23 protein-coding genes are annotated in these 23,549 nt (G+C 30.5%); 8 read left to right on the top strand and 15 right to left on the bottom strand.

The window, feature by feature from the left end:
- Positions 1–264 precede the first annotated feature (264 nt).
- Positions 265–1,212 carry an NAD-dependent epimerase/dehydratase family protein gene (locus Q4Q40_RS12835; RefSeq protein WP_345027247.1) on the bottom strand — a complete coding sequence of 316 codons (948 nt, stop codon included), beginning with the start codon at positions 1,210–1,212 and terminating at the stop codon, positions 265–267.
- A gap of 173 nt (positions 1,213–1,385) precedes the next feature.
- Here Q4Q40_RS12835 and Q4Q40_RS12830 point away from each other — a divergent pair, with 173 nt between their 5' ends.
- From Q4Q40_RS12830 to Q4Q40_RS12820, 3 genes are all read left to right on the top strand, one after another.
- Positions 1,386–1,847 (top strand): Lrp/AsnC family transcriptional regulator, encoded by a 462-nt coding sequence (locus Q4Q40_RS12830; protein ID WP_169674932.1) that lies wholly within the window; start codon positions 1,386–1,388, stop codon positions 1,845–1,847.
- A 200-nt stretch (positions 1,848–2,047) separates the two neighbouring features.
- Positions 2,048–2,989 (top strand): hypothetical protein, encoded by a 942-nt coding sequence (locus tag Q4Q40_RS12825; RefSeq protein ID WP_303302244.1) that lies wholly within the window; start codon positions 2,048–2,050, stop codon positions 2,987–2,989.
- Between the two features lie 96 nt (positions 2,990–3,085).
- Positions 3,086–3,985: a hypothetical protein gene (locus Q4Q40_RS12820; RefSeq protein ID WP_303302243.1), complete on the top strand. Its 900-nt coding sequence runs from the start codon at positions 3,086–3,088 to the stop codon at positions 3,983–3,985.
- A gap of 26 nt (positions 3,986–4,011) precedes the next feature.
- On the opposite strand, the gene Q4Q40_RS12815 is transcribed toward Q4Q40_RS12820, so the two are convergent.
- The 4 genes from Q4Q40_RS12815 to pabB form a co-directional block, all read right to left on the bottom strand.
- A complete protein-coding gene (locus Q4Q40_RS12815; protein ID WP_303302242.1) occupies positions 4,012–4,974 on the bottom strand; it encodes a YheT family hydrolase in 963 nt (320 codons plus the stop codon).
- Positions 4,975–5,062: 88 nt separating this feature from the next.
- Positions 5,063–6,682 (bottom strand): adenine deaminase, encoded by a 1,620-nt coding sequence (ade, locus tag Q4Q40_RS12810; RefSeq protein WP_303302241.1) that lies wholly within the window; start codon positions 6,680–6,682, stop codon positions 5,063–5,065.
- Between the two features lie 76 nt (positions 6,683–6,758).
- Entirely contained in the window at positions 6,759–8,069 is a 1,311-nt protein-coding gene (tilS, locus tag Q4Q40_RS12805) for a tRNA lysidine(34) synthetase TilS (protein WP_303302240.1), read from the bottom strand.
- Positions 8,070–8,704: 635 nt separating this feature from the next.
- The gene (gene pabB, locus Q4Q40_RS12800) at positions 8,705–10,006 is read right to left on the bottom strand and encodes an aminodeoxychorismate synthase component I (RefSeq protein WP_303302239.1); all 1,302 of its coding nucleotides are present in this window, start codon (positions 10,004–10,006) and stop codon (positions 8,705–8,707) included.
- A 244-nt stretch (positions 10,007–10,250) separates the two neighbouring features.
- On the opposite strand from pabB, the gene Q4Q40_RS12795 reads away from it, so the two are divergent.
- On the top strand, positions 10,251–11,147 hold the full coding sequence (locus Q4Q40_RS12795; RefSeq protein ID WP_303302238.1) for an aldose 1-epimerase family protein: 897 nt from the start codon (positions 10,251–10,253) through the stop codon (positions 11,145–11,147).
- A 74-nt stretch (positions 11,148–11,221) separates the two neighbouring features.
- A complete protein-coding gene (locus Q4Q40_RS12790; protein WP_303302237.1) occupies positions 11,222–12,574 on the top strand; it encodes a DEAD/DEAH box helicase in 1,353 nt (450 codons plus the stop codon).
- Positions 12,575–12,680: 106 nt separating this feature from the next.
- On the opposite strand, the gene Q4Q40_RS12785 is transcribed toward Q4Q40_RS12790, so the two are convergent.
- The 5 genes from Q4Q40_RS12785 to Q4Q40_RS12765 form a co-directional block, all read right to left on the bottom strand.
- Positions 12,681–14,165, bottom strand: a complete 1,485-nt coding sequence (locus tag Q4Q40_RS12785; protein ID WP_303302236.1) for a hypothetical protein — start codon at positions 14,163–14,165, stop codon at positions 12,681–12,683.
- Between the two features lie 241 nt (positions 14,166–14,406).
- Positions 14,407–14,871: an SRPBCC family protein gene (locus Q4Q40_RS12780; RefSeq protein ID WP_303302235.1), complete on the bottom strand. Its 465-nt coding sequence runs from the start codon at positions 14,869–14,871 to the stop codon at positions 14,407–14,409.
- Positions 14,864–15,193, bottom strand: a complete 330-nt coding sequence (locus Q4Q40_RS12775) for an ArsR/SmtB family transcription factor (RefSeq protein ID WP_303302234.1) — start codon at positions 15,191–15,193, stop codon at positions 14,864–14,866. The genes Q4Q40_RS12780 and Q4Q40_RS12775 overlap by 8 nt, the downstream gene beginning before the upstream one ends.
- A gap of 112 nt (positions 15,194–15,305) precedes the next feature.
- Positions 15,306–15,791 carry a hypothetical protein gene (locus tag Q4Q40_RS12770; protein ID WP_303302233.1) on the bottom strand — a complete coding sequence of 162 codons (486 nt, stop codon included), beginning with the start codon at positions 15,789–15,791 and terminating at the stop codon, positions 15,306–15,308.
- Positions 15,788–16,681 carry a hypothetical protein gene (locus tag Q4Q40_RS12765; RefSeq protein WP_303302232.1) on the bottom strand — a complete coding sequence of 298 codons (894 nt, stop codon included), beginning with the start codon at positions 16,679–16,681 and terminating at the stop codon, positions 15,788–15,790. The genes Q4Q40_RS12770 and Q4Q40_RS12765 overlap by 4 nt, the downstream gene beginning before the upstream one ends.
- Before the next feature lie 130 nt (positions 16,682–16,811).
- On the opposite strand from Q4Q40_RS12765, the gene Q4Q40_RS12760 reads away from it, so the two are divergent.
- A complete protein-coding gene (locus Q4Q40_RS12760; protein ID WP_303302231.1) occupies positions 16,812–17,681 on the top strand; it encodes a DUF4349 domain-containing protein in 870 nt (289 codons plus the stop codon).
- A 223-nt stretch (positions 17,682–17,904) separates the two neighbouring features.
- On the opposite strand, the gene Q4Q40_RS12755 is transcribed toward Q4Q40_RS12760, so the two are convergent.
- Entirely contained in the window at positions 17,905–18,312 is a 408-nt protein-coding gene (locus Q4Q40_RS12755; protein WP_303302230.1) for a MotA/TolQ/ExbB proton channel family protein, read from the bottom strand.
- Between the two features lie 11 nt (positions 18,313–18,323).
- A complete protein-coding gene (locus tag Q4Q40_RS12750) occupies positions 18,324–19,664 on the bottom strand; it encodes a serine hydrolase domain-containing protein (RefSeq protein ID WP_303302229.1) in 1,341 nt (446 codons plus the stop codon).
- Positions 19,665–19,851: 187 nt separating this feature from the next.
- Between Q4Q40_RS12750 and Q4Q40_RS12745 the strand changes: the two genes are divergently transcribed.
- Positions 19,852–20,904, top strand: a complete 1,053-nt coding sequence (locus tag Q4Q40_RS12745; RefSeq protein ID WP_303302228.1) for a sensor histidine kinase — start codon at positions 19,852–19,854, stop codon at positions 20,902–20,904.
- On the top strand, positions 20,905–21,621 hold the full coding sequence (locus Q4Q40_RS12740; protein WP_303302227.1) for a LytR/AlgR family response regulator transcription factor: 717 nt from the start codon (positions 20,905–20,907) through the stop codon (positions 21,619–21,621). It begins immediately after the preceding gene.
- 96 nt (positions 21,622–21,717) lie between these two features.
- Here the strand turns inward: Q4Q40_RS12740 and Q4Q40_RS12735 are convergent, their stop codons facing one another.
- Genes Q4Q40_RS12735 through Q4Q40_RS12725 form a run of 3 tightly spaced genes read right to left on the bottom strand, consistent with a single transcriptional unit; the run spans position 21,718 to position 23,338 of the window.
- Positions 21,718–22,545, bottom strand: a complete 828-nt coding sequence (locus Q4Q40_RS12735; RefSeq protein WP_303302226.1) for a mechanosensitive ion channel family protein — start codon at positions 22,543–22,545, stop codon at positions 21,718–21,720.
- Between the two features lie 26 nt (positions 22,546–22,571).
- On the bottom strand, positions 22,572–22,766 hold the full coding sequence (locus tag Q4Q40_RS12730) for a hypothetical protein (protein ID WP_303302225.1): 195 nt from the start codon (positions 22,764–22,766) through the stop codon (positions 22,572–22,574).
- Positions 22,766–23,338, bottom strand: coding sequence for an RNA polymerase sigma factor (locus tag Q4Q40_RS12725; protein WP_303302224.1), 573 nt, complete (start codon positions 23,336–23,338; stop codon positions 22,766–22,768). The genes Q4Q40_RS12730 and Q4Q40_RS12725 overlap by 1 nt, the downstream gene beginning before the upstream one ends.
- Positions 23,339–23,549: the final 211 nt, after the last annotated feature.

Raw genomic sequence — 23,549 nt, 5'->3', positions numbered from 1 at the left:
AAATAATTAATTTTCAATCGTTTGTCATTCAGAGCACAGCGAAGAATCTTTATTATTAATCTCTAAAGATTCTTCAGTCGTACCTCCTTCTGAATGACACGAACCTTTTGCAAACATAAGATGACACCCCAATTACGTCATTTCATCCGCTAGTTAAAATTTTTAACACAGATCTCTGACTGACATTTTAGCCTTAACTTAATGACATTGGCAGGCAGGAAAAATAGCCTATAAAAATTCTAATCACAAAATCTTAAACAGACTCTAAACTTCAACAGTCATTTTATATTGTTCTATTAGCTTACTAATCATAGTTTCTGTAATAGACCACAAATCGTATTGAGGTTTCCAATCCCAATCCATTTTCGCTTCGGAATCATCTATAGATTTTGGCCAATTTTCTGCAATATCTTGTCTGAAATCTGGTTTATACTCAATTTTAAAATCGGGGTATAATTCACAGATTTCTGATGCTATTTCTTTTGGTGAAAAACTGCTCCCTGCTATGTTATATGACGTTCTTACTTTTATATTTTCAATAGGTGCTTCCATAATCTCTAAAGTAGCTCTAATGGCATCATCTATAAAAATCATAGGTAAAGCGGTGTCTTCTTTTAAAAAACAAGTAAATGTTTCATTTAAAACAGCTTTATGATAAATATCTACGGCATAATCTGTAGTTCCTCCACCTGGTAACGACTGGTATCCTATAATACCTGGATAGCGAATAGACCGAATATCTAAGCCATATTTAACATGGTAATATTGTGCCCAATTTTCACCATCTACCTTACTAATACCGTATACAGTAACGGGATCTAGATAGGCATCATTAGGGGTATTATTTCTTTGGGCACTCGTTCCAAAAACTGCTATTGAGCTTGGATAAAACACCTTTTCTATATTATAAATTCTAGAGACTTCAAGAACATTAAGCCACGTTTTTATATTAATATCCCAAGATCTCAATGGGTTCTCTTCTCCTTTAGCAGATAAAATGGCCGCTAAATGATAGATTTGAGTCACTTTATATTGTATAACAACTTCTTTAATTCTATCAAAATTAGTAGCATCAATGATTTCAAATATACCCTCTGAATCTTCGCGCTCTCTTATATCTGAAGCTATAATGTTTTCTTTCCCATATTTATCCTGTAGCGCTTTGGTAAGCACGCTTCCAACCTGTCCATTAGCTCCTATTACTAAAATCATTGTTTTCATAATTTAAAAGCATTATTTGCTTTCAAAATTAAATATTACAGCTTTTAAAATAAAATATATAAATTAATTAAGTAATTATATCTTTTTTATAATCAAATAACAGCTATATTTACTTTTAAACAATTAAATAATCGTTTTTTGCAATAATTTTTATTTGACACATTATGGAAAATTTAGACCAAACAGACATTACCATACTTAGAATTTTACAAAATGATTCTAAAAAAACAGCTAAAGAAATTGCTAAAATTTTAAACTTAACGCCTTCTCCTGTTTATGAGCGCATTCGTAGACTTGAAAATCAAGGATTTATTAAAAAATATGTCGCTATACTTGATAAAAAACTCATTGAACGATCTGTAACTACTATATGTCAAGTTTCTATGCGTTATCACAGTGAAGCTTTTATTGAAAAATTTGAAGAGCAAATTCAAAATTTAGACGAAGTTCAAGAATGCTATCATATGGCTGGTCAGGTAGACTTTATTTTAAAAATAAACACAAAAGGGCTGGAAGATTATCATAATTTCGTAAAGTATAAACTTTCTAAAATTGAAAATATTGGTGTATTAAATAGTACGTTTGTTTTAAAGGATATTAAGAATTCTTCGGAGTTTTATATTTAATAACCTCGGCTAGATTTGTAACAAATTTTACTTATTCAAGACTAATAAGTATACCTTTATGCCTTACATCTCATATTCAAGAGATTAAACAAATTGATTCAGCCCTCTGAAAGAAATCTTCAAAACACAGGTTCTATAGGATATGACCATATCATTTATAGTCGTACAGAAAGAATAATCTAAATTATAGAAAAACAAAGATGAAAGAAACGCCCCAAGTTCGAAAATCATTACACAAACCTTATAGATACGACAACACCAATCGTAGTAATAGAGGGGATATGACTCTGTTCCTGTTTATGATATTCATAGCTTTAATTACTATTTTTGGTTTTCTAGTAATATATTTAACGATTCATTTGTCCTTATATATTTTAGGCATATCTGTAGTAGTAATGATAGTAGCATTTAAAATTTATAACACTTTTTATCACCGCTATTATCGAATATTAAAAATAACAGAACAACAAGGTAAAAATGAAGATCGTATATATTATGCTGTTCAATCATGTATTTCATACAAAAAACTAGAAAAAATAGTTCATAAAGGGAATGCGACATGGAAAAATGTGAAGTTATTTTATGATGATTCTGGTAAAAAAAAGGCTGAGGCTTTTTTTGATCGTAAAACGATTGAAAATAAGGGAAGTGACATTGTAATATCTCAAATTAGGAAGTCGATACATAAGCCTAAATTCAGTGATAAATTTTTTGAGAAAAACAATTTCCATGTATCTACATTAATAGTTCCTGGAATACTACTTGGGATCGTTTTAATCATCATTTCACTTAGGTTATTAATATTATTTATGCCCTCAAGCATGTTTTTATTTGGTTATTTGGCTATGCATGGGATTATTATATTTTGCACCATAGTAGTGTATCAACTTTATATAAGAAAGAACCATCGTTATATTCGATTGATAGAAAGCACTGTGTGGCAAGGTCGCTATAAAAAGACATCATACCATTTACAATCATTTATTTCCAAAAAAAAGCTAGAAAAAATAGAACGTAAAAAAGATATAAAATGGAAATATTATGAACATCATGAATTTAAACCAAACATTTCCAGAAAAAGTGCTGAGTATTATTTTGATAAAGATACCATTGAAAAAAAAGTTATAGAAGAAGTTTTATGATATAACAAGAATTGATTTTCTGTGGTAAATCAAAATAGTTTACTCCTAAAAAATACGATCTTAAAAAACAATCCTCTAATTTATATAAAAACAAAAATGAAAGAAACGTCCCAAATTAGAAAATCACTACACAAGCCTTATTGGTATGATAAAACCAACTATAGTCATGTAAGTAATTATGATTTTATACTAACCAGTTTAACATTCCCATTTATTGCCTGCCTAGTATTAGTTCTTTTTTATAGTGTCTGGCCTTTATTTATACTAGTAGCAACCGTAGTATTAGCAATAATAAGCTATAAATTGTATAATAATTTTTACTATCGCTATTATCGCCTTATAAAAAGAACAGAACAAAGAGGCTCAAATAAAAAACAATATTATGTGGTTCAAACATGTCTTTCTTCCAAAAAATTAGAGGTTTTTTTAATTAAAAAACGTGTAAAATGGAAAGACGTTGAATCAGGTAGTAAAGAAAGTATGGAGGCCTTTTTTGACCAGAAAACTATTGAGAAAAAGGTGGATGAAATTTTACTATCACCAATAAAAAAGGCTATACTAAAACCTAAATTTATTCATAAGTTTAGGGAGAAAAATAATATCTTAAAAGCAGAAACAAATACCTCTAAACATTTTTTGTATTTACTTCTTCCTGTCTTGTTATTTGGCTTGGCTTGGTACTCACCCCAACCGTTTTATACAATAGGAGTTGTTATACTGAGTCTGATAATAGTCTATGTGTTTTATACTAAAAATACTTCTCGTTTTCTTCGTGTGGTAGAAAAACGTGTGCACCAAGGTCGGTATGAAAAAACAAGCTATCATATTCAGTCCTTTATTTCTAAAAAAAGCATAAACGAAATAACACATAAAAAGAATATAAAATGGACAGATCATTATCCCGAAGAATTTAAAAATGATGTTTATAGAGAAGAGGTCGAGGCTTTTTTTGATAGAAAAACTACTGAAATAGAAGTGATTGATGATGTTCTATAAGGTGTAAAATGGTTATAGAAATCTGGTTAATGAGTTTCTTTAACAAACTCTAAAGCTCGTTTTTCATTGTAGTAAACATTCTTTTTGTCTACAAACCCTACATGCCCTCCATGTTGTGGCATTTCTAAATAAAGATTGGGGTTGTTTTTTGCCTCTTTTACTGGATAACATTCTGGAGATAAAAAGGAATCGTTTAAAGCGTTTATTATTAGTGTTGGTATTTTTATGTTAGGAAGAAATTGTAAACAGCTAGATTTTTCATAATAATCTAAAGCATCTTTAAAACCGTGTGCTTTAGAGGTGTAAATATTATCAAAATCGAACAATGTTTTTATTGAGGCAACGTCTTCGTCACTTAAATCTTCTTTGAAATTTTGTTGCTTCGTTTTTAGGCGATTCACTAAATATTTTAAAAATCGATCGTGATACAGTTTGTTTTTAAAAGTATGCAACGCTTTAGCGGAACCATACAAATAACAGGGCGCAGATGCTGTAATGGCTGCTTTTATTTGATTGGGTATTACTTCTCTTTCTCCTAAATATTTTAAAATCATATTAGCGCCCAAACTGATACCTTTTAAATATATTTCTGAATAGTCTTTTTCTGAAATAATGTGTGTAATAACAGCCTCTAAATCTTCGGTAGCTCCAGAATGGTAACTACGGAACTTTAAATTATCTTCTCCGCTACATCCTCTAAAATTTACACAAACGGCATCAATATCATTATCATTAAAAAGTTTTGCTGGGCCTTTCATATAAGGTCTCTGTCCGTTGCCTTCTAATCCATGCAGTAATATAAGAAGCTTATTGGTTTTTGTTTTTGAGAAACTCCAATCTAAATCGATAAAATCACCATCGAATAAAGTGATACGTTCTCTTTTTTGTTCGACTCCTTGAACGCGCCTAACTAATCCTGAATATACTGTTGAAATAAAGCCATTTTTTAAAAGGAAAGGTGGTTTGTAGGTTGATTCTATTATTGGCATGTGTTTAGTGTTGGGTTTTCAGTGTTCGGTGCTCAGTGTTCAGTGTTTGGTGTTTGGTGTTTGGTGTTTGGTGTTTGGTCGTTAAAAATTAAATTTCTAGGGACGTAAATTTAAAATCGGTGCCATTAAATAATCCTTTATCGCTTAGTTTTAATGATGGGATGACTAATAAAGCCATGAATGATAATGTCATATATGGGGCGTTAAGACTACTACCTAATTGCTTTGCCATGGTATCTAATTCTGCATATTGTTTTCCTATCGTTTCACCATCTTGATCGCTCATAATCCCTGCAACGGGAAGTGGTACTACTTTTTCTTCGGAATTTGAAATAGCACAAATGCCTCCTTTATTCTCAATTAGTAAATTAACGGCTTTACAAATAGCTTCATCACTCACTCCTACTGCTATAATATTATGTGAATCATGCCCCACAGAGGAAGCTATTGCGCCTTCTTTTAATCCGAAATTCTTAATAAAGGCTATGGCTGGTTTTTGATCTTGGTATCTATTTACAACTGTCATTTTAAGGATATCATTTTCAATATTAGAAACCAAATTTCCATTTAAAACTGAAGTGTTAGCAATGTGTTCATTTGTTACTAATTGTCCTTCTAAAGCTTCTATAACTCGAATTTGTTTGGATGACGATTCTAATCTAAAATCTGATACGTCTTTTTTATTGCTATTGAAATTATTAAGGTTCTCAAAAGCTACTGGTTGTATTAAAGAGGTTCCTTTATCGAAAACCAATGTGCCGTTTATATAGGTTTGAAGGGTTTTAAAGTTGATTAAATCTTCTACAATTATAAGATCTGCAAAATCACCTTCTTGCAATAACCCAACGTCTAAATTATAATGTTTTACGGGGTTGATACATGCGGATTTTAACACTTTAAAAATGTCTATTCCTTTTGCTACGGCTCTGACACATAGATTATTGATGTGATGTAGTAGTAGATCATCTGGGTGTTTATCATCACTACAAAACATCATGTTTTCAAAATGTTCTGGTAGTAAATCTATTAAGGCTTCAAAGTTTTTAGCGGCACTCCCCTCTCTAATTAGAACTTTCATTCCTTTTTTAAGCTTTTCTAAGGCTTCTTCATAGGTAAAACATTCGTGGTCTGTAGAGATTCCTGCATTTATATATTTAGTAACATCGTCTCCTCTTAAGCCTGGTGCATGACCATCAACGGGTTTATTATAATGTTTCGCCCAAGCTACCTTTTTCATGACTTCTTCGTCATCAAACAATACGCCTGGATAGTTCATCATTTCTGCTAAATACTTGATATCTGGGTTTTCAAGAAGTATTTTAATCGCTTCTGAATCTATAACGGCTCCCGCCGATTCGAAACTGGTTGCTGGTACACAAGATGGTGCTCCGAAATTAAACTTAAATGGTACTTTTTTACCGTTATCAATCATAAATTCAACGCCTTCAACTCCTAATACATTTGCTATTTCATGAGGATCGGAAACCGTGGCTACTGTGCCGTGCGTGACTGCCAAACGTGCAAACTCACTTGGTACCAGCATAGAGCTTTCTATATGAATATGAGCATCTACAAACCCTGGTAGTATATAATGATTTACATTGTGTTCTTTTTCTTGAATGGTAGAAATTTTTCCGTTTTTAAAAGTGATTTCTCCTTTAAATATGCGTTTGTTTTGTATGTCTACTATATTGCCTTGTAGTTTCAAATTGTATTTGTTTTTTAAAAGTGAATTCCTGTTTTCACTTCGACTGTGCTCTGTGTGACACATAGGAATGATACGATCACTTTAATTCTATTTTTAGAATATTTTTTGTTTTTTCTTTTACTTTAAAACGGTTATCTGCCCGCTTTCCTAATATCCATATGATATCTCCTCCAGAGCATAACAGCCTTACATTTTCTTTGTCTAAAAGCGATAGTTTTTCGTCTTTAAAATACTTACTTAGTTTCTTTTTTCCAGACATTCCTAATGGGTAAAACACATCACCTTCTTCCCATTTCCTGATGATTAGCGGATATTTTAATGCTTCTTTATCTACATATATAGTTTGCTTGTTTTTTTCTAGAATAGTATCTGCTTCATCAAAAAATAAAATTCCTATGTCTGTTTTTACTTGTTTATCTGTTTTCGAAATTGTAATTAGTGTGTCTTCTTTTTCTAGGTCTATCTCACTTAATAAAATATGTTCTCTGTCTTTTATTAAACGGTGTGTTGTTGAGAGGATCTGTTTTCCTGATTGTGCTTCTAATAAGTTAACGATATCATTCCATTCTGTAAATCCGTAGTCTTTAAATGCTTCGAATAAATAGGCTTTTGGATTGTTTAATTTTTTGAATTCTGAAATCTTGTATGCTTCTTGATCTTTTTCGGTCGTTCTGGCTCCTTTTAAGACTTCTTTTACGCTTTCTTTAACGATATCTGCTGTATCGTTTAGATTGTTAAGTGTACTCTTGAAATTTTGTAATAGTTGTGGATTGATCTCTTTTAATGTTGGTATGACATCATGCCGCAATTTATTTCTTAGATATTTAGTTGATGTATTACTACTGTCTTCTCGCCATTTTAAATGGTTTTCTTTGGCGTATGTTTCGATAGATTCTCTTGGGGTTGTTAGTAATGGTCTAACGATGTTATTATTGACTTCTGGGATTCCTGTTAGGCCATCTATTCCTGTTCCTCTGGATAAATTGATTAAAAAGGTTTCTAGGTTATCGTCTGCATGGTGTGCTGTTAATATATAATCGAATTGTAATTGTACTGCTAATTCTTGAAACCAATCGTATCGTAATTTTCGAGCCGCCATTTGTGTGGACAGCTTTTTTTCATTGGAATAGGTTTCTGTATCAAAACTTTCTATGAATATTTCTATGTCTAATTCTTCTGCTAGTTGTAATACGAAGTCTTCATCGGCATCGCTTTCTTTTCCTCGTAAATTAAAATTACAATGGGCTAAGGTTATGTTTAGGTTTAGTTGATGGCATAGATGGGTTAAAACGATACTGTCTACGCCTCCTGAAATGGTTATTAGGAGCTTACTATCGTTTAGGTAAGGGTGCTTTTTATTTATATGTTTTTTGAACTGTTCTAACACGTTTCAAAGTTAATATTTTTAATTTTAGTTCTGTTGGGATTTGCTGAGATAACTTAGGGGTGTGTTTTTTCTTTTGTGGGGATGGTTTCTCTCTCTCTCTAAGACGCTGAGGCGCAAAGGGAATGCTGTTTATTGATTATTGTTTACTTATTATTAAATACTGTTTTGCTTATTATTAAATATTATATGTAAAAAACAACTCTATAGTCTTACTGGAAATGTCTGTGGTGAACCCTTTATTATAATTTTTTGTTGATAGGTTATTTCTCGCTAAGTCGCAAAGCCGCAAAGGAAGTACTGCTTACTAACCTCTGCTTACTGAACACTGTTTACTGAATACTGTTTACTGAGCACTGAATACTGTTAACTAACCACTGTTTACTGAATACTACCACTGGGCACTGTTTACTGAAAAACAATTCTATAATCTTACTAAAAATGACTGTGGAGAATCTTTTTATTATAATTTTATGTTGGTACTTTATCTCGCTGAGACGCTAAGCCGCAAAGGAAGTACTGCTTACTAACCTCTGCTTACTGAACACTGTTTGCTAAATGCTGTTTACTGAGCACTGAACACTGAACACTGTTTACTGAATACTGAACACTGCCTACTGAACACTGAATACTGAACACTAACTCTCCAACACTGTTCGCATTGCTTTTGCTTTTAGTAGACATTCTTCGTATTCTTTTAAGGGGTCACTTTTTGCTGTGATGGCTCCGCCTACTGAATAGGATACATATTTCTTGGTTTGGTTGTACAGAATGCTTCTTATGACTACATTAAAATCGAAATTGCCTGTGGGAGAAAAATACCCTACTGATCCTGAATATAATCCGCGTTTGGTCGTTTCTAAGTCTTCTATTATTTTCATGGCTGAGATTTTTGGGGCTCCCGTCATACTTCCCATTGGGAATGTACTTTTTATAATGTCTACTGGGTGTGTTGTTTCTTCTATCTTTGAGGTGATTGTAGAGATCATTTGATGTACTTGATCGAACGTATATACTTTTGTTAATTCTTCAACTTTTACACTTCCTTTTTTTGCTGTTTTTGATAGGTCGTTGCGTACCAGGTCTACAATCATAATATTTTCGCTGCGCTCTTTTGTGTCTTGAGATAGGGCTTTTTTTAGTCTGTCATCTTCTAATTTATTCTTCGAACGTTTTGCTGTTCCTTTTATTGGTTGGGAAATTATAGTGTCTCCTTCTTTTTTTAAATAACGTTCTGGTGATGCCGACATCAAATATTTATCACCATATTTTAAGAATGTTGCAAATGGTGGTTTAGAGATATTGTTAAGTTTTAAATAGGTTTCCAACGGGTCTATACTCGTGTTTTCTGCATAAAATTCCTGGCAAAAATTGGCTTCATAAATATCGCCTCGGTGGATATGAGCGAGCATCTTGTTTACTTTTTCAAAATATGCATCTTTATGTATACGTAGTTTTATTTTTATCTGGTCTTCTTTGGTTGAAAGATTGTTACGTTGTAATGCTTCGCCATGTTGTATGTTTTTTAAATCTTCTTCAAACTCATCATCAACACAATTTAAATATTGGATTTCTACTTGGTTGTCTTTTAATAGAAATAGTTTTTTAGGTTGAAAAAAGTATAAATCTGGAAATTCTAAGCTGTCAAAATTATTAGATTTTAAAGGTTCTACATCATTTTTTAAGTCATATGTTAAATATCCAAAAATCCAATCGTTTACATTGGTTTGGTATTCTTTAAGCCTCTCAAAACTGCCTTCAAATTTCGTTTGTATACTTGTAAATGCATCTACCGCCAATATCGCTTCGTAATTGGAATGATTTTGTTCGTAGTTATTAGAATCTAACCAAACGACATCATCAAATTGCTGACTCCAAATCAGTAATTGGTCTTTAAATTGGTTAGTATTGTCTAAACTGTGAGTTTGTGTTGTTCTCAATAATAAAATTTAATGTGTAAAGTTAGTTAGAATCCTTAAAAAATTATAAGTTTTGTCACTTGAAGTCCTTTAAACTTTTTATTTTACCTGCGAATTTCACGTTTTACACCTTAACTTTATAGTTTTTGAGTGCTGTAACTATAATTATGCTGCAAAAAATGTTTTTATTTAGGATGCAAAACCTAAATTCTCGGTTATAAACTAAAAGTCTAGATCATTTTATTACTTTATATATTTCATTTTTATGTACATTTTAGAAAACGAAAAACTAAAAATAGCTGTTAAAAAAACGGGCGCAGAGCTATGCAAAATCACGTCGGTTAAAGATAAAATCGATTTTATGTGGGATGCTAATCCAGAGGTTTGGGGAAGTTATGCTCCTAACCTATTCCCTATAATTGGTGCTTTAAAGGATGATACTTATTTCTTTGAAAATCAATCATATAAATTGTCTAAGCATGGTTTTATAAGACACAATGACAAACTCATATTAAAGGAACAAAGTAAAGATTCTTTAACTTTTAAATTGAGTTATGATGAAAATTCATTAAAAATATACCCTTTTAGGTTTGAGTTTCTTATTACATACCAACTTATAGACACTATAATTTCCATTACGCATACTATTAAAAATCATGATGATAAGGCCTTGTATTTTTCTCTAGGTGGACATCCTGCTTTTAAATGTCCTGTATATAAAGACGAAGATTATAGTGATTACTGCTTAGAATTTGAGCACGTAGAAAACTCTGAAACACATGTTATAAATATGGAGAATGGTCTTATTTCGAATACTACTAAACCTGTTTTTAACAACTCAAATAGTTTAGCATTAAGGCATGACTTGTTTGATACTGACGCTCTTGTTTTTAAAGATTTAAAGTCTAAAAAAGTGACTTTAAAAAGTAAATCTAACGGTTCTATTCTTACTGTTAACTATAAAGATTTTCCTTATTTAGGTATTTGGGCAAAGCCAAATGGGGATTATGTTTGCATAGAACCTTGGCTTGGTATTGCTGATAACGAAAACACAAATCAGAATCTCAAAGAAAAAGAAGGTATTTTAACTTTAATGCCACAACAAACATTTAAAGCGGCTTATAGTATTGAAATACACAATAGTCATTTAGAAACTGTTTAAATTTTATCCTTTAGTTTCTAAGTCTAGAATTAATTATTAATTAAGCGTAACTTTGCCAGCTAAATAGCATCATTTTGAATTTTGAAGATTTAAATTTAAACACTCCGCTTTATAACGCCTTAGATGATCTGGGTTTTACAACTCCTACGCCTATACAAGAACAGGCATTTAATGTTGTTAATTCTGGTAAAGATATGGTGGGTATTGCGCAAACGGGTACTGGTAAAACCTTTGCCTATATGCTACCTATTATTAAGAATTTAAAATATTCTACTCAAGAGGAGCCACGTGTTTTGGTTTTGGTACCTACACGTGAATTAGTTGTGCAGGTAGTAGATGAGATTGAAAAACTTTCAAAGTACATTAATAATCGTGTTTTAGGGGTTTATGGTGGTACCAACATCAATACCCAGAAACAAGCAGTTGCTCAAGGGATAGATATACTAGTGGCAACACCTGGGAGATTATACGACTTGGCTTTAAGCAGGGTTTTGCAACTTAAATCGATACAGAAATTGGTGATTGATGAAGTTGATGTGATGCTCGATTTAGGGTTTAGACATCAACTAATTAATATTTTTGATATTCTTCCTAGTCGTAGACAAAACATTATGTTTTCGGCTACTATGACGCAAGATGTCGATGCTTTAATTAGTGATTTCTTTAAGAGTCCTCAACGTGTTTCTATTGCTATTTCTGGTACGCCTCTAGATAACATATCGCAAACACGTTATAATGTTCCTAATTTTTATACTAAGGTTAATTTATTAGAGCATTTACTATATGATACCGAAACTTTTAATCGGGTTTTAATATTTGTGGCTTATAAACGAATGGCTGATCGTTTGTTTGAAAAACTAGACGAAACATTTCATGACGAGTTATGTGTGATTCATTCTAATAAAACCCAAAATTACAGACTACGAAGTATTGAACAATTTAGAAATGGTGACAACCGTATTTTAATTGCTACAGATGTCATGGCTCGTGGGTTGGATATTGATAATGTATCCCATGTTATTAATTTTGATACGCCTTTGTATGCTGAAAACTATATGCATCGTATTGGTAGAACAGGTCGTGCAGAACGTGAAGGAAAGTCCATGGTTTTTTCTACTAAAGCAGAACAAGAGTCTATTGAAGGTATTGAAACTTTAATGAATATGGAGATTCCTTTATTGGAAATTCCTATGGCTGTTAAGATCTCTACGGAGTTAATTGAAGAAGAACGTCCGAAAATAAAGGAACGTAACAATCCTATTAAACGTAAAGATGAAGATGCTCCAGGACCTGCTTTTCATGAAAAATCTAAAAAAAACTCTAAAGAAAATTTAGGGGGTTCTTATAAATTTAAAATTGCTGCTAAGTACAAAAAGCCTAAAACAAGAGGTGATAAGAATTATAATAAACGGAATAAGAGGAAGTAGTTGGTTTAGTATTTTGGTTTGTTTTTAGAGATTAAATTTCGACGTGAATAAAAATTATAGAAATAATTTTCTAAATTTACGTTTATTGTTTTCAATATAACACTTGTTATTTGTCTATATATTCATTACCATAAATATCAAGCCATCCCTTCTTGCCACTATCTAACCTAAATCTTGCTAACGAACCATTGAAATTATCAATTGAAGTATACCTGCCCGATTTATTAATTGGAAAATAACCATATTTCTCATCCCTCTGAAACAAAATCGGAGTATAATAGTTTTTACTTCTAATAGTGTAAAGCATGTTATCTGGTAATAACTTTTTTAGTGAGTGAACACTGTCTTTTTTGAAAAAATATTCAAACAATGTTGCCCCATCACCTTTTTTTACAATAAAATAATTGTAGGCTTCGCCTGGTAATTGGTAATGAGCACCTAGACCAGAATTATCATCATAACTCAACGCTTTACTACCATTGAGAAAATAGGTTTCATATTCTTTATCCTTGAAAGGTAGATTATATACAAGTGTTTTCGGTGGACCTCCATCAAAATTATCAGTTTCTTCAATCATTTGAACTAAGTTTCCATCACGCACTATTTTTCTTTTTACCGAACTTACGGTTCCGCACACGGAATAAGGAAGCTCTGGTTTGTCTTTTAAAATCATCCCTTCTTTAGTAAGCCACTTTATTTGATTGTTGACCAGAATCTGTGAATAAGAATCATTATTAGCAAACACGGCTCTTGTGCCTTTTGGAGAGATTATTTTTAATTTCAGATTATAAACGTCATACTCTTGATTCTTTCCACCAATACCAAATCCTTTTTTGATATAAATTGTATCATATTTTTTGTTCAAAAGTGATTTATTAAATATAACATCTCTAAGTTCTTGGTGGTTGGTAATTCTGTAAAGATTAGTAAACTTATCGTTGTAATTATATGTACTCGTAAGTTCTTTAAGTTCTTTTATTGATGCTTTATCATCAATTTGTTCCTTAAAATTTTGCCCTCTTAAACTAGCCTTTAATCCATTAGCTCCATTGGTAATGAAACCTACTATGTCTAAGTGCCTACCCTCATGTTCTGTAAGTACTAGGATTTGGGTGTTTTTCTTAATATTTATAATAAAATAATTATAAAATTCTGTTTTGATTAAATTCCATTTGTTTTCTCTTCCTTGAATAATCTCATTATATTGATTTTTGTATTCAAAAACTCTTACAGAGAAATAAGCATTATTGAAATAATTAAGTTGGTATAAGACGTTTCGTTCTCTAAAATAAAGCGAAGGGTTTTGTTCAGAGAATCTGTTAATTGAAAATGGGGTTAAGGATTTTGTTTCAATTACGGAATCATCTAATTCTTCAGTCTCAATCTTTTTACTATAATAAGAAATATTGTGTTCATAATCGTAAAGTTCCAACAGTTCAAATTCAAATTGCCGATAATGTTCTTCTGATTTTTTGTAGAGTCTAAAATCCCTATCATTAAATGAAATAAGGTCAGCTTCAATGTTTACTATTTTCTGGCTAAATATCAGGCAAGGAATTAGTAATAGTAATTTAGAGAATAGTTTCTTCATGTCTTCTATTTGGGGTTAAGATTAGATATGAAATCGTTTAAATACTAAATAGTTATCTAGAATTTACATATTGTTTTAAAGTTCATTTTATATCTGATGATACTTACTTATCTACAAACAGAAGCTAATTTATATTAAAAAAACTTAAAATCAATATTTTCTGCAAAACATCTACTAACTTGTAAAAACAAAAAAAGCCCATAAACATGAGCTTCTAGTTTTAACAAAGTGCCTAAGGTTTTTATTTCACCAAAGTTTCTAAATGCTCGACTAATCTATCAAAAACAGAGCCCCAACCATTTAGAATACCCATTTTTTCTTGTTGCTTACAATACTCTTCTGTGTCGTGTACAATATTAAATGTAAAATTTGTTTGATCGCCATTTTTCTCAAAGAAAGCTTGTATTTCTACACCTTCGGTCATAGGTTTGAAATCTGCTGATGAAATTATTTTTTCGAATTCAACAATTTCAGAATATACGCCTTCAGTAATAAATTCATTACCATCTGGCATTTCCATGGTGTATTTCCACGTGCCTCCTACTTTAAAATTGTGTTGAATCACTTTAACATTCATTTTTACATGCCCCCACCATTTTATTATATGTTCTGGTTGAGTCCATGCTTCCCAAACCAATTCTATAGGCGCATTAAACGTTCTTTTTATGGTAACTGTTCGGTTGCTAGCATCATTTGTTTTACTCATTTTTTTTATTTTTAGTTTGTAATGTCATTAAATAATCTTCGAAAGTATCTATCCTATCTTCCCACAGGGCTTTATATTGTTCTATCCACAAAAATGCAGGAATAAGGTTTCTGGGTTTTATGATGCAAAAGCGTTCTCTACCCTTTTTGTTTATCTCTATGATTCCACATTCCTTCAAAATTTTCAAGTGTTTTGAAATTGCAGGACGGCTTACCTCGAATTTTTCGGCTACAGTATTTACAGTAAGTGATTCGTTAGAAAGCAACTCTATAATATCTCTTCTAACAGGGTCTGCTATGGCTTGAAAAACATCTCTTCTCATAATATTAGGTAACTGATCGGTTACAAATATAAACGTAACCGATTAGTTACGCAACTATTTTTGTCAAAAAAATAGATTGAGAGTATTTTATTAAATGAAAAGCAATTAGAATTTATGGTCTTAAAAACACAACTTTATTTGAAATGGTTGCTGTTTCATCAATAAGAATCGTTTTAGAAATAATGTTTGCTAAAATAGAGTCTAAACCTTTATAGGAGTCTGACACTACATTGTAAACTAGTTTTATTTTTTGGATAGAATCTGAAATAGTTTCAACTTCTCCTACTTGATGAATATTTTCTATTGAAAAATCACCAGTATAATTTAGAATGGAATCATTCGATAATTTTCTAAGTTGTAATAAAATATCATCTTTAAATTCTGGATGTTTTTTTTGAAGTTTTATTAAATCAAAATAGTCTTGAAGTTTTTGAGTTGATAGGGTTTCATATCTATTCACTTTTGAATTTATCTCAAAGTCGTATACTTCGGTATCATTTTCCATTTCCAATACAGGGCTTTCGGATACTTTATTAGCTTCATTATTTTTACATGAAATAAAAATCAGAATACATATTATATAGGTCAATCTCTTCATTTCACAATAAATTTAAGTTTTGAAATCTTTCCATCTTTCAACGTTTTATCTAATATTTCTACGCGTCTTAAATTACGTGTTGGCGTTGTAATAAACCTTATAAAATCTTCTTTAGTAAATAATTCAACTCCAATGTTGGTATCAAATAATTGATATATCTGAGCATCATTTGCTATAAGGTTATTAAGCTGTTGTTTATGTTTTTTCCAATCTTTTACGTTTCCGTTAGAATAATAATGCAGCATTAAAGCATAATCGTCTGTAACAAGTTTAACTGTTTGATTAGAATTGGAATCGATAAATCGAACTATAGTATCTGTTTTATGATATGGTGATTGCACTACAAATTTGATACGAGTCTCTTTTGTCTCATAATTAAAGCAACCCAGACTATCGGTTTTAAAATACAAAGGCGATTCTTCATCTTGCAAAATCTTGATATCTAATGGCGTTTTTGTTATGGGTGTATTTTTAATAGCATCTACAAAGCAAAAATGAAATTGATTTTTAGAATTCATACCAAATACAAAAAAAACAATTACGGGTATTAACAACAATAACCAATACAGTGGTTTTCTTTTATTTGATAGGACATGTGTTTTATTTTTATGAGTAGCCTTAAATGTATTCCAATCCTTCAAATCAACATATTCGCTTAGTAAATTAAGCATATCAATCCTCGGTAGTTTTTCAGTATTATTTTTAAAATAGGTATAAAACCACTTTTCGCTAACTTTTGCTTTTACTTTAATAAACAAATCTTCCTGAAATGAAACAATATCTTCACCTTTCCAAGCTTCAATTAAATCTGGCGCATGATTCGTCTTTAAAAAAGTAGCTGCTACTTTCTTTTTTAAAAGATTGAAATAATAAAAATCTTGTTTGATCAAGTTAAAATCTACTGGTTATAAATTAATTACAAATTGTAAAATAGATTACAAACCTTTTACAATCGCTTTACAATTCTTTGCTTCGATTGCTCGATATGTTTGTTTATATAATTATTAAAAATATAAAATTATGAAAGCAAATCAATTAAAAATAGTATTTAAAATTTTGGCAGTTAGTTTAATCTTTGTTTCATTTTTGGCTTGTAGTCAATCTTCTAAGTATAACGAAAGTGTTCCTGTTACTCATGTTGAAATAAATGAAGACTTTGAATCTGTTAATGATGAGACGTCTAATTTTGTTTTAAAACAAGATGCATCAATAAATGCAGTTCCAAAACATTTAAAAATAATTAAATCTGCCAATGCTAAATATAAAGTTAAAGATGTAAAAAAAGCAACCAATCAAATCAAGAATATGGTACACAAATACGGTGCTTATATTTCTGATTTAAGGTTTGATAATAATTTATACAAAAAAGAGAATCGTTTTACTATTAAAGTGCCCGAACAATACTTTGACTCTATGATAGACTCCATAAGTACTTTTGTAGAATTTATTGACTATGAAAACATAACGACACAAGATGTTACCGAAGAATATATCGATATTCAAACCCGTCTTAAAACAAAACTAGAAGTTAAAGCTCGTTATGAATCTATTTTACGTAAAAATGCTAAAACGGTTGAAGATATTTTAGCTACTGAAGACAAACTACGAATTATTCAGGAAGAGATTGAGGCTGCTCAAGGAAGACTAAAATATTTAACGAATAAAGTTTCATACAGTACGATACAAATTGATTTATATGAAACTGTAGATTATAAAGAAGAGCCTAACACTTATAACAAAACATTTTGGTCTAAAATTAAAGAAGGTATATCTTTTGGTTGGGATTTTATTGAATCTCTAGTTATAGGCATCATCCATATATGGCCATTGCTTATTATTGGAATACTAACTTTTATTTTTATAAAAAAGCGACTAAGACATAAAAAATAAAGAATTTCTTGAAACCTACTATCCTCGGCAGAGCCATAGAGGTATTTCGCTAGTTTCATACTCAATCAAGTTGCCGACAAGGTTTTGACCTAAAAAGGTCAAAAACCAAAATTCTTTATTTTTCCTCTCCCAGAACTGCCAAAAAAGTATTTAATAATCTTAATAAAAGCCCCTTTTCTTAATTCATGAAAAGAGGCTTTTAAACAATATATTCCAAAAATAACTAAACATTTTTTTGGAATCCTTTTAAAATTATAATACCAATTCTAGGAAGAATAAAAGTTATGCATCCAAATACAGTAGTTAAAAATGCTACCTTAAGCCCTCCAGACATCATACCTGCACTAATATCACCAACAGCTTCTATAGAGTCAAAAGCTTGAATCATACCTATGGTTGATCCTAAAAAACCAAAGACAAGCCCCAAAATACTGACATCTGATGCTAAGCTCATCATTTTTTTAGATTTGTTTAAATCCTTTTTAACACTTAAAAAGCCAAAGACAAGAAAGACAAATGCCAATATGAAACAGATTAAAATAAGTGACATAAAAAATGATCCGCCTTCTTCAAATCGTTTTGATAATTGTGAAAAAAAACCTGGGTTCTGTAATAATACTAATGTTATCATAATGTTTAAATTTATTGTTTTTTTGTTAATGTTTTTGGGTTAATTCCTGCTTGTGAAAAAATTAATGTCTTTTCCTTTAAATTAAACTTAAGATGAATTCCGAATTTTTCTTGTACAAATTCATTATTCTTTATAGCTTTAAACTTAAATAACATGTTTGGATTTGGACTACCTTTTAGTACATTACCCTCTGCTACAATGGTAAAACTAACCTTTTCATTTTCAATGAAGTATTCATATTCTCCAGCAAAAGGCTGTATTTGTTGTTCGGTCAATTCGATAAATGTCATATTAGCCATAGGTTTTACCAAGTCTTTATTTTGACTTGCTAAAAAACCATTTGTAATAATGTCTGATATACTATAATTTAAAGCATTTGCCAATAAAACAATGGTTGTTTTTTCTTCAGGGATATACGTTATTTCAGTAGCGAATCCATCGATAGCTCCCCCATGACCATAACTATCCAGACCGTACATTTCTCCTTTAAAAATGCCACTCCCATATGGGAACTTTTTAATTGTAATCATTTTTGAAAAACTTTCCGACGACATTAATTCCCCAGTAAATAGTGATTCATAAAATGTTACAAGATCGTATGGTGTCGCAACAATACCACCTGCACCACCAGGAACGCTCATATCTGTTTCTTCAGATTGTGTTAACGTACCTTTTTTATATTTATAAGAAACACACTCATTATTTGTTGCATTTATTTTACCACCATAATAGGTGTTTTTTAGGTTTAGTTTATCTGCAATTCTTTTTTGAAGCACCTCGGCATAGCTAGTCTTTTCTATATTTTCAATGATATAGCCCAGAAGAAGAAAATTAGAATTGGAATATTTACATTTTTCATTGGGTTCAAAAACTCCAGGATATTTTTGCATTCTTGCTAGCATTTCTTCTCGGGTAGCCCCTTCTAAATGCCATGTTTTAAAACCAGCATCTTTAGTAATTTCGTATAAACCACTACTATGAGTTAATAAATTTTCAATGGTGATATTTTCTGCATTTGGAATCTGAGGGAAATGGCTTGAGAGTTTATCCGTAAGTTTTAGTTTGCCTTCATCAACCAATTGATAAACCATGGTTGCAGTAAAAGTTTTTGTAATAGATGCTAATCTAAATTTTGAGGCCTTGGTGATTTTTTTCCCCTCAGAAACACTAGCGTATCCGATACTCTTATCATAAATAACCTGTCCGTTTTTAGAAACTACTAAAGTTCCCATCACTTTGTTGTTATCTGATAAGGTTTTAAAAAATGAATCTAACTGTTTAAAGTTATCTTGTTGTGGAAAACATAATGTACTTGTTAAGAGAAAAATAACTAATAATTGTAATCGTTTCATCTACTTTTAATTTTAAATATGCAACAAACTTAACCTTAAGAACGAGTCTAAAAACTAAAATGCGACAGATAACCTAATTAGTCTCTTTTTTAACAACATGCTAAAACTGGTACTAAATCCGTCATTCATCTACAAAACACATCATGTAGTAAAAATTATAGTAATATTGTTATATGTTAAATATTATATGCTAAAAAAATTCATTTTAAAAAAAATAGTGCAATTGCTACTCCATGCGTTGTTTTGGTTTGGGGTTCTTTTATTCTACACTTATTTTTTTGGTTTTGATAGTAGTGATTTTAGCTATGTATTATCATTCTCCCTGTTTTTAATGCCCATAACTATTGCCACTACCTATGTGTTTATTTATAAAATAATTCCAGAATACCTTATAAAAAAACGATACATCCTTTTTGCTTTATATAGCTTATATACCGTTATTATTTCGGTATACCTTATCCTTATTTCGGTATTTTATGGGCTTATTTATTTATCAAGTTTTGTGTACACAGATATGGCACCAATTAGTAGAAACTTACTTTTTGTAACGCTTGCTGTATATCTAGTTGTTATTGTAGTAAGTGGGTTTAAGTTGTTAAAACTTAATTTAAAACATGTCGAGCAAACTAATAAACTAGAAACTAAAATTTTAGAGACGCAACTTAAATTAAAAGAGCAGCAGCTTAAGTATTTAAAGATGCAAATTCATCCGCACTTCTTGTTTAACACTTTAAATACCATGTATGGCTTTGCTTTAAAAAAGGCAGATGAAACGCCCGAAATGATTTTAAAACTCTCAAATTTATTAGATTATTTACTCTATAAAGTTGATAAACCATTTGTCCTTTTAATAGACGATATAGATCATATTAAAGACTATATTGAGTTAGAAAAAATGAGATTTAACAACACTTTAGATATTATTTTTTTAACCGAAAACATATCCGAAGACCTTAAAATTGCCCCCATGCTATTACTGCCTTTTATTGAAAATAGTTTTAAACATGGTGCTATTAAAAATGGTTTGCTTTCTATTAAAATAATATTAACTTGTGAAGACAAAAACATTCATTTTAGTATAAAAAACACGAGTACATCGTCTGAAAGCTATAAAAAAGGTATTGGATTAGAAAATATACAAAAGCGATTAGATTTACTATACAAAGGTCATTACACGCTAAATATCACCAACGAAAATGCCCTTTTTAAAGTCAATTTAATATTAAATACCACAGAATAATTGTTGAAAAGCAAAGATATATCATGCCTTATTGTTGACGATGAAGCTATAGCAAGAGAAGTTATAGAAACACATCTAAAAAAAATACCTCATATTAAAACAATTGTTAGTTGTAATAACGCTATTGAAGCTTTTAGCGCCATAAGAAGTAACCATATAGATTTGATTTTTTTAGACATTAACATGCCCGAAATATCTGGAATCTCCTTTGCGAAATCAATTAACAAAGACATTAAAATTATATTCACAACCGCTTATCGGGATTATGCTGTAGAAGGGTTTGAATTGCAAGCGGTCGATTACTTATTAAAACCAATTTCTTTTAACCGTTTACTAAAAGCAATTAATAATTATTTTGAAATATACAGTGATACAAAAAGTGCCATCATAAAAAACATAGATAATAGTGATTTTATGTTTGTTCGATCAGACAGACGCATGATCAAAATAGATTTTGATGCTATTATTTATATTGAAAGTTATAGTGATTATATTAAAATTCATTTAGCAGATAAAACGATTGTAACCAGGGAAACTATTAGTGCTATTGAAGCCAAACTACCTGTTAAAAATTTTATTAGAATCCACAGATCCTATATTATATCAATAAATAGTATTATTTCTTTTACAAATGAAGAAATAGTAATTAATAATAAATCATTACCTATTAGCCGAAGCTATAAAAAAGAGGTTTTACAAATCTTAGAAAAGTTCTAAAAAAAGGCGCCCTTTCCAAACAAATGAAAAGGGACTTATAGAGAGTTGCTAAAAACCTGGATAAGTAACCAACCAAAACTTTAACCCTAACTAAAGTCAATCCTTAATTTTCACTTGGCTCTCTACTATATCCTTTATAGGAACGACTAATTTTCCTTCCTCTGTTTTTAACGTAAGAGATATGCTATCTATTGTTTCAACTTCACCTTTAATATTGTTAAATTCGATGACCTGTCCAATTTCGTAGGTTTTTCTGATATAAAAAGCTTTTAAAACGTCCCCAACTACTTTTTGCGCACCAAAACCAAATGCTAAAACGAAGGCTAACAAAAAGGCTGCCAAAATCATAGTTAAGTTACTTGTAATAATTTCGGTGTTAACACCAGCCTGATTCAATGCTGTTATTGAAACAAAAATTAATATGATAAAGAAGACCACCTGGCTTATAACTTTCGCTCCAGATAAATCCATAGATTCAAAAAAAGATTTTAAGCCCTTCTTAATGGTATTAGCTAAAATTAACCCAATAGTAAAAATAACTAAGGCTGCGAATAATTGTGGTAAATAACCTAATAAATTACTAATCTGTTCAGAAATCATGGTCAAATTCATGATATCCGATACTATGATTATTAACATAATATACATCACCCATTTCACAAAATTTGAAATAATTTTAATGGTTTCAAATTTTAGTTTTTTACCCTCTATAATCTCAATATCATTTAGCTTGTCATCTAATTTATCAGCTTTGGCCAATTTTAAAGCTTTCTTTATAATTTTAACAACAAGTTTTGTTACCAACCAACCAATAAATAAAACAATAAGGACTATTACCAAATTAAGGAGTATCTTAGCTACTTCTGGCCACATAGCTGCTATAGATTCCATAACTTTATCTTTCAATTCTGTTGCTTTTTCCATATTTATATTGTTAGGTTTATACTTAATTATTGGTTATCTCTTGTCTTGTCTTTTCTTTGTTTCATAACAGATTCTATCAAATCACCGATATTATAAGAAAACAACTGGGCAAGATCCATAAGTAACTTAGCTATAGCAATATCCTGCATAACCTTAGACTTCAGTTCTTTTGGAACTTCCTTAAGCGGCTTGTTTATGTCTTTAAACGGATTATATTCCATTATTTAAGATTATCGTTATACACTGTTATCAACTTATCTTTAGCGCGTTTAATTCTCATTTTAACTGCGCTTTCACCAATTCCTAAAACACTTTCAATCTCTTTAATAGAAAGAAAATCTTGGTATTTTAGCAATAAAATCATTTTCTCATCAGGAGAAATTAGTTCCAAAGCTATTTTTAGCTTATCTACTTTCATATCAACAAAACTATGATCGTCGTCGTCTTCAGAAAGATTTTCAATATCTTTATAATCTACAGATTGTTTTTCTAATTTTTTGGCTGTATTTCTGGTTACATAATTTACACAATGGTTATATGTAAAGGCATACAACCATGTGGAGAATTTCGATTTCTCTTTAAAACTCCCTAATTTAACAAAAAGTTTCAAAAAGACATCTTGAGTTAAATCTTCAGCTTCGTCTTCATCCTTCGCAAAACCAAAACATTTATTATATACTAACCTAGCATACCTATCGTATAAAACCTCAAAAAGCAATGTGTTATTGTCTTTAACAATGCCTTTTATCAGATCTTCATCAGATAGTTTATTAATGTTTTCGAGGGTTTCCAAATGCAGAGCAGACTCTTTTTTTACTATTTTATAACTTAAAGAATATATAATACCTTAAAAGTAATATTTTTTACACAATAGATTAAATAAAAATTAACTTAATTAATTTTTATCTTAAATACACCTAAAAAATCACATTTGAAACCCATTAACTCTAATTGAAATTGAGTAAATAATGTCTCTTAATATTCTTTTTTTGTCTAACAAATAG

It is taken from the genome of Flavivirga jejuensis (assembly GCF_030540765.1).
In the GTDB taxonomy this organism is placed as follows: Bacteria; Bacteroidota; Bacteroidia; order Flavobacteriales; family Flavobacteriaceae; genus Flavivirga; species Flavivirga jejuensis.
This window is presented reverse-complemented; position numbering and strand designations above follow the sequence as displayed.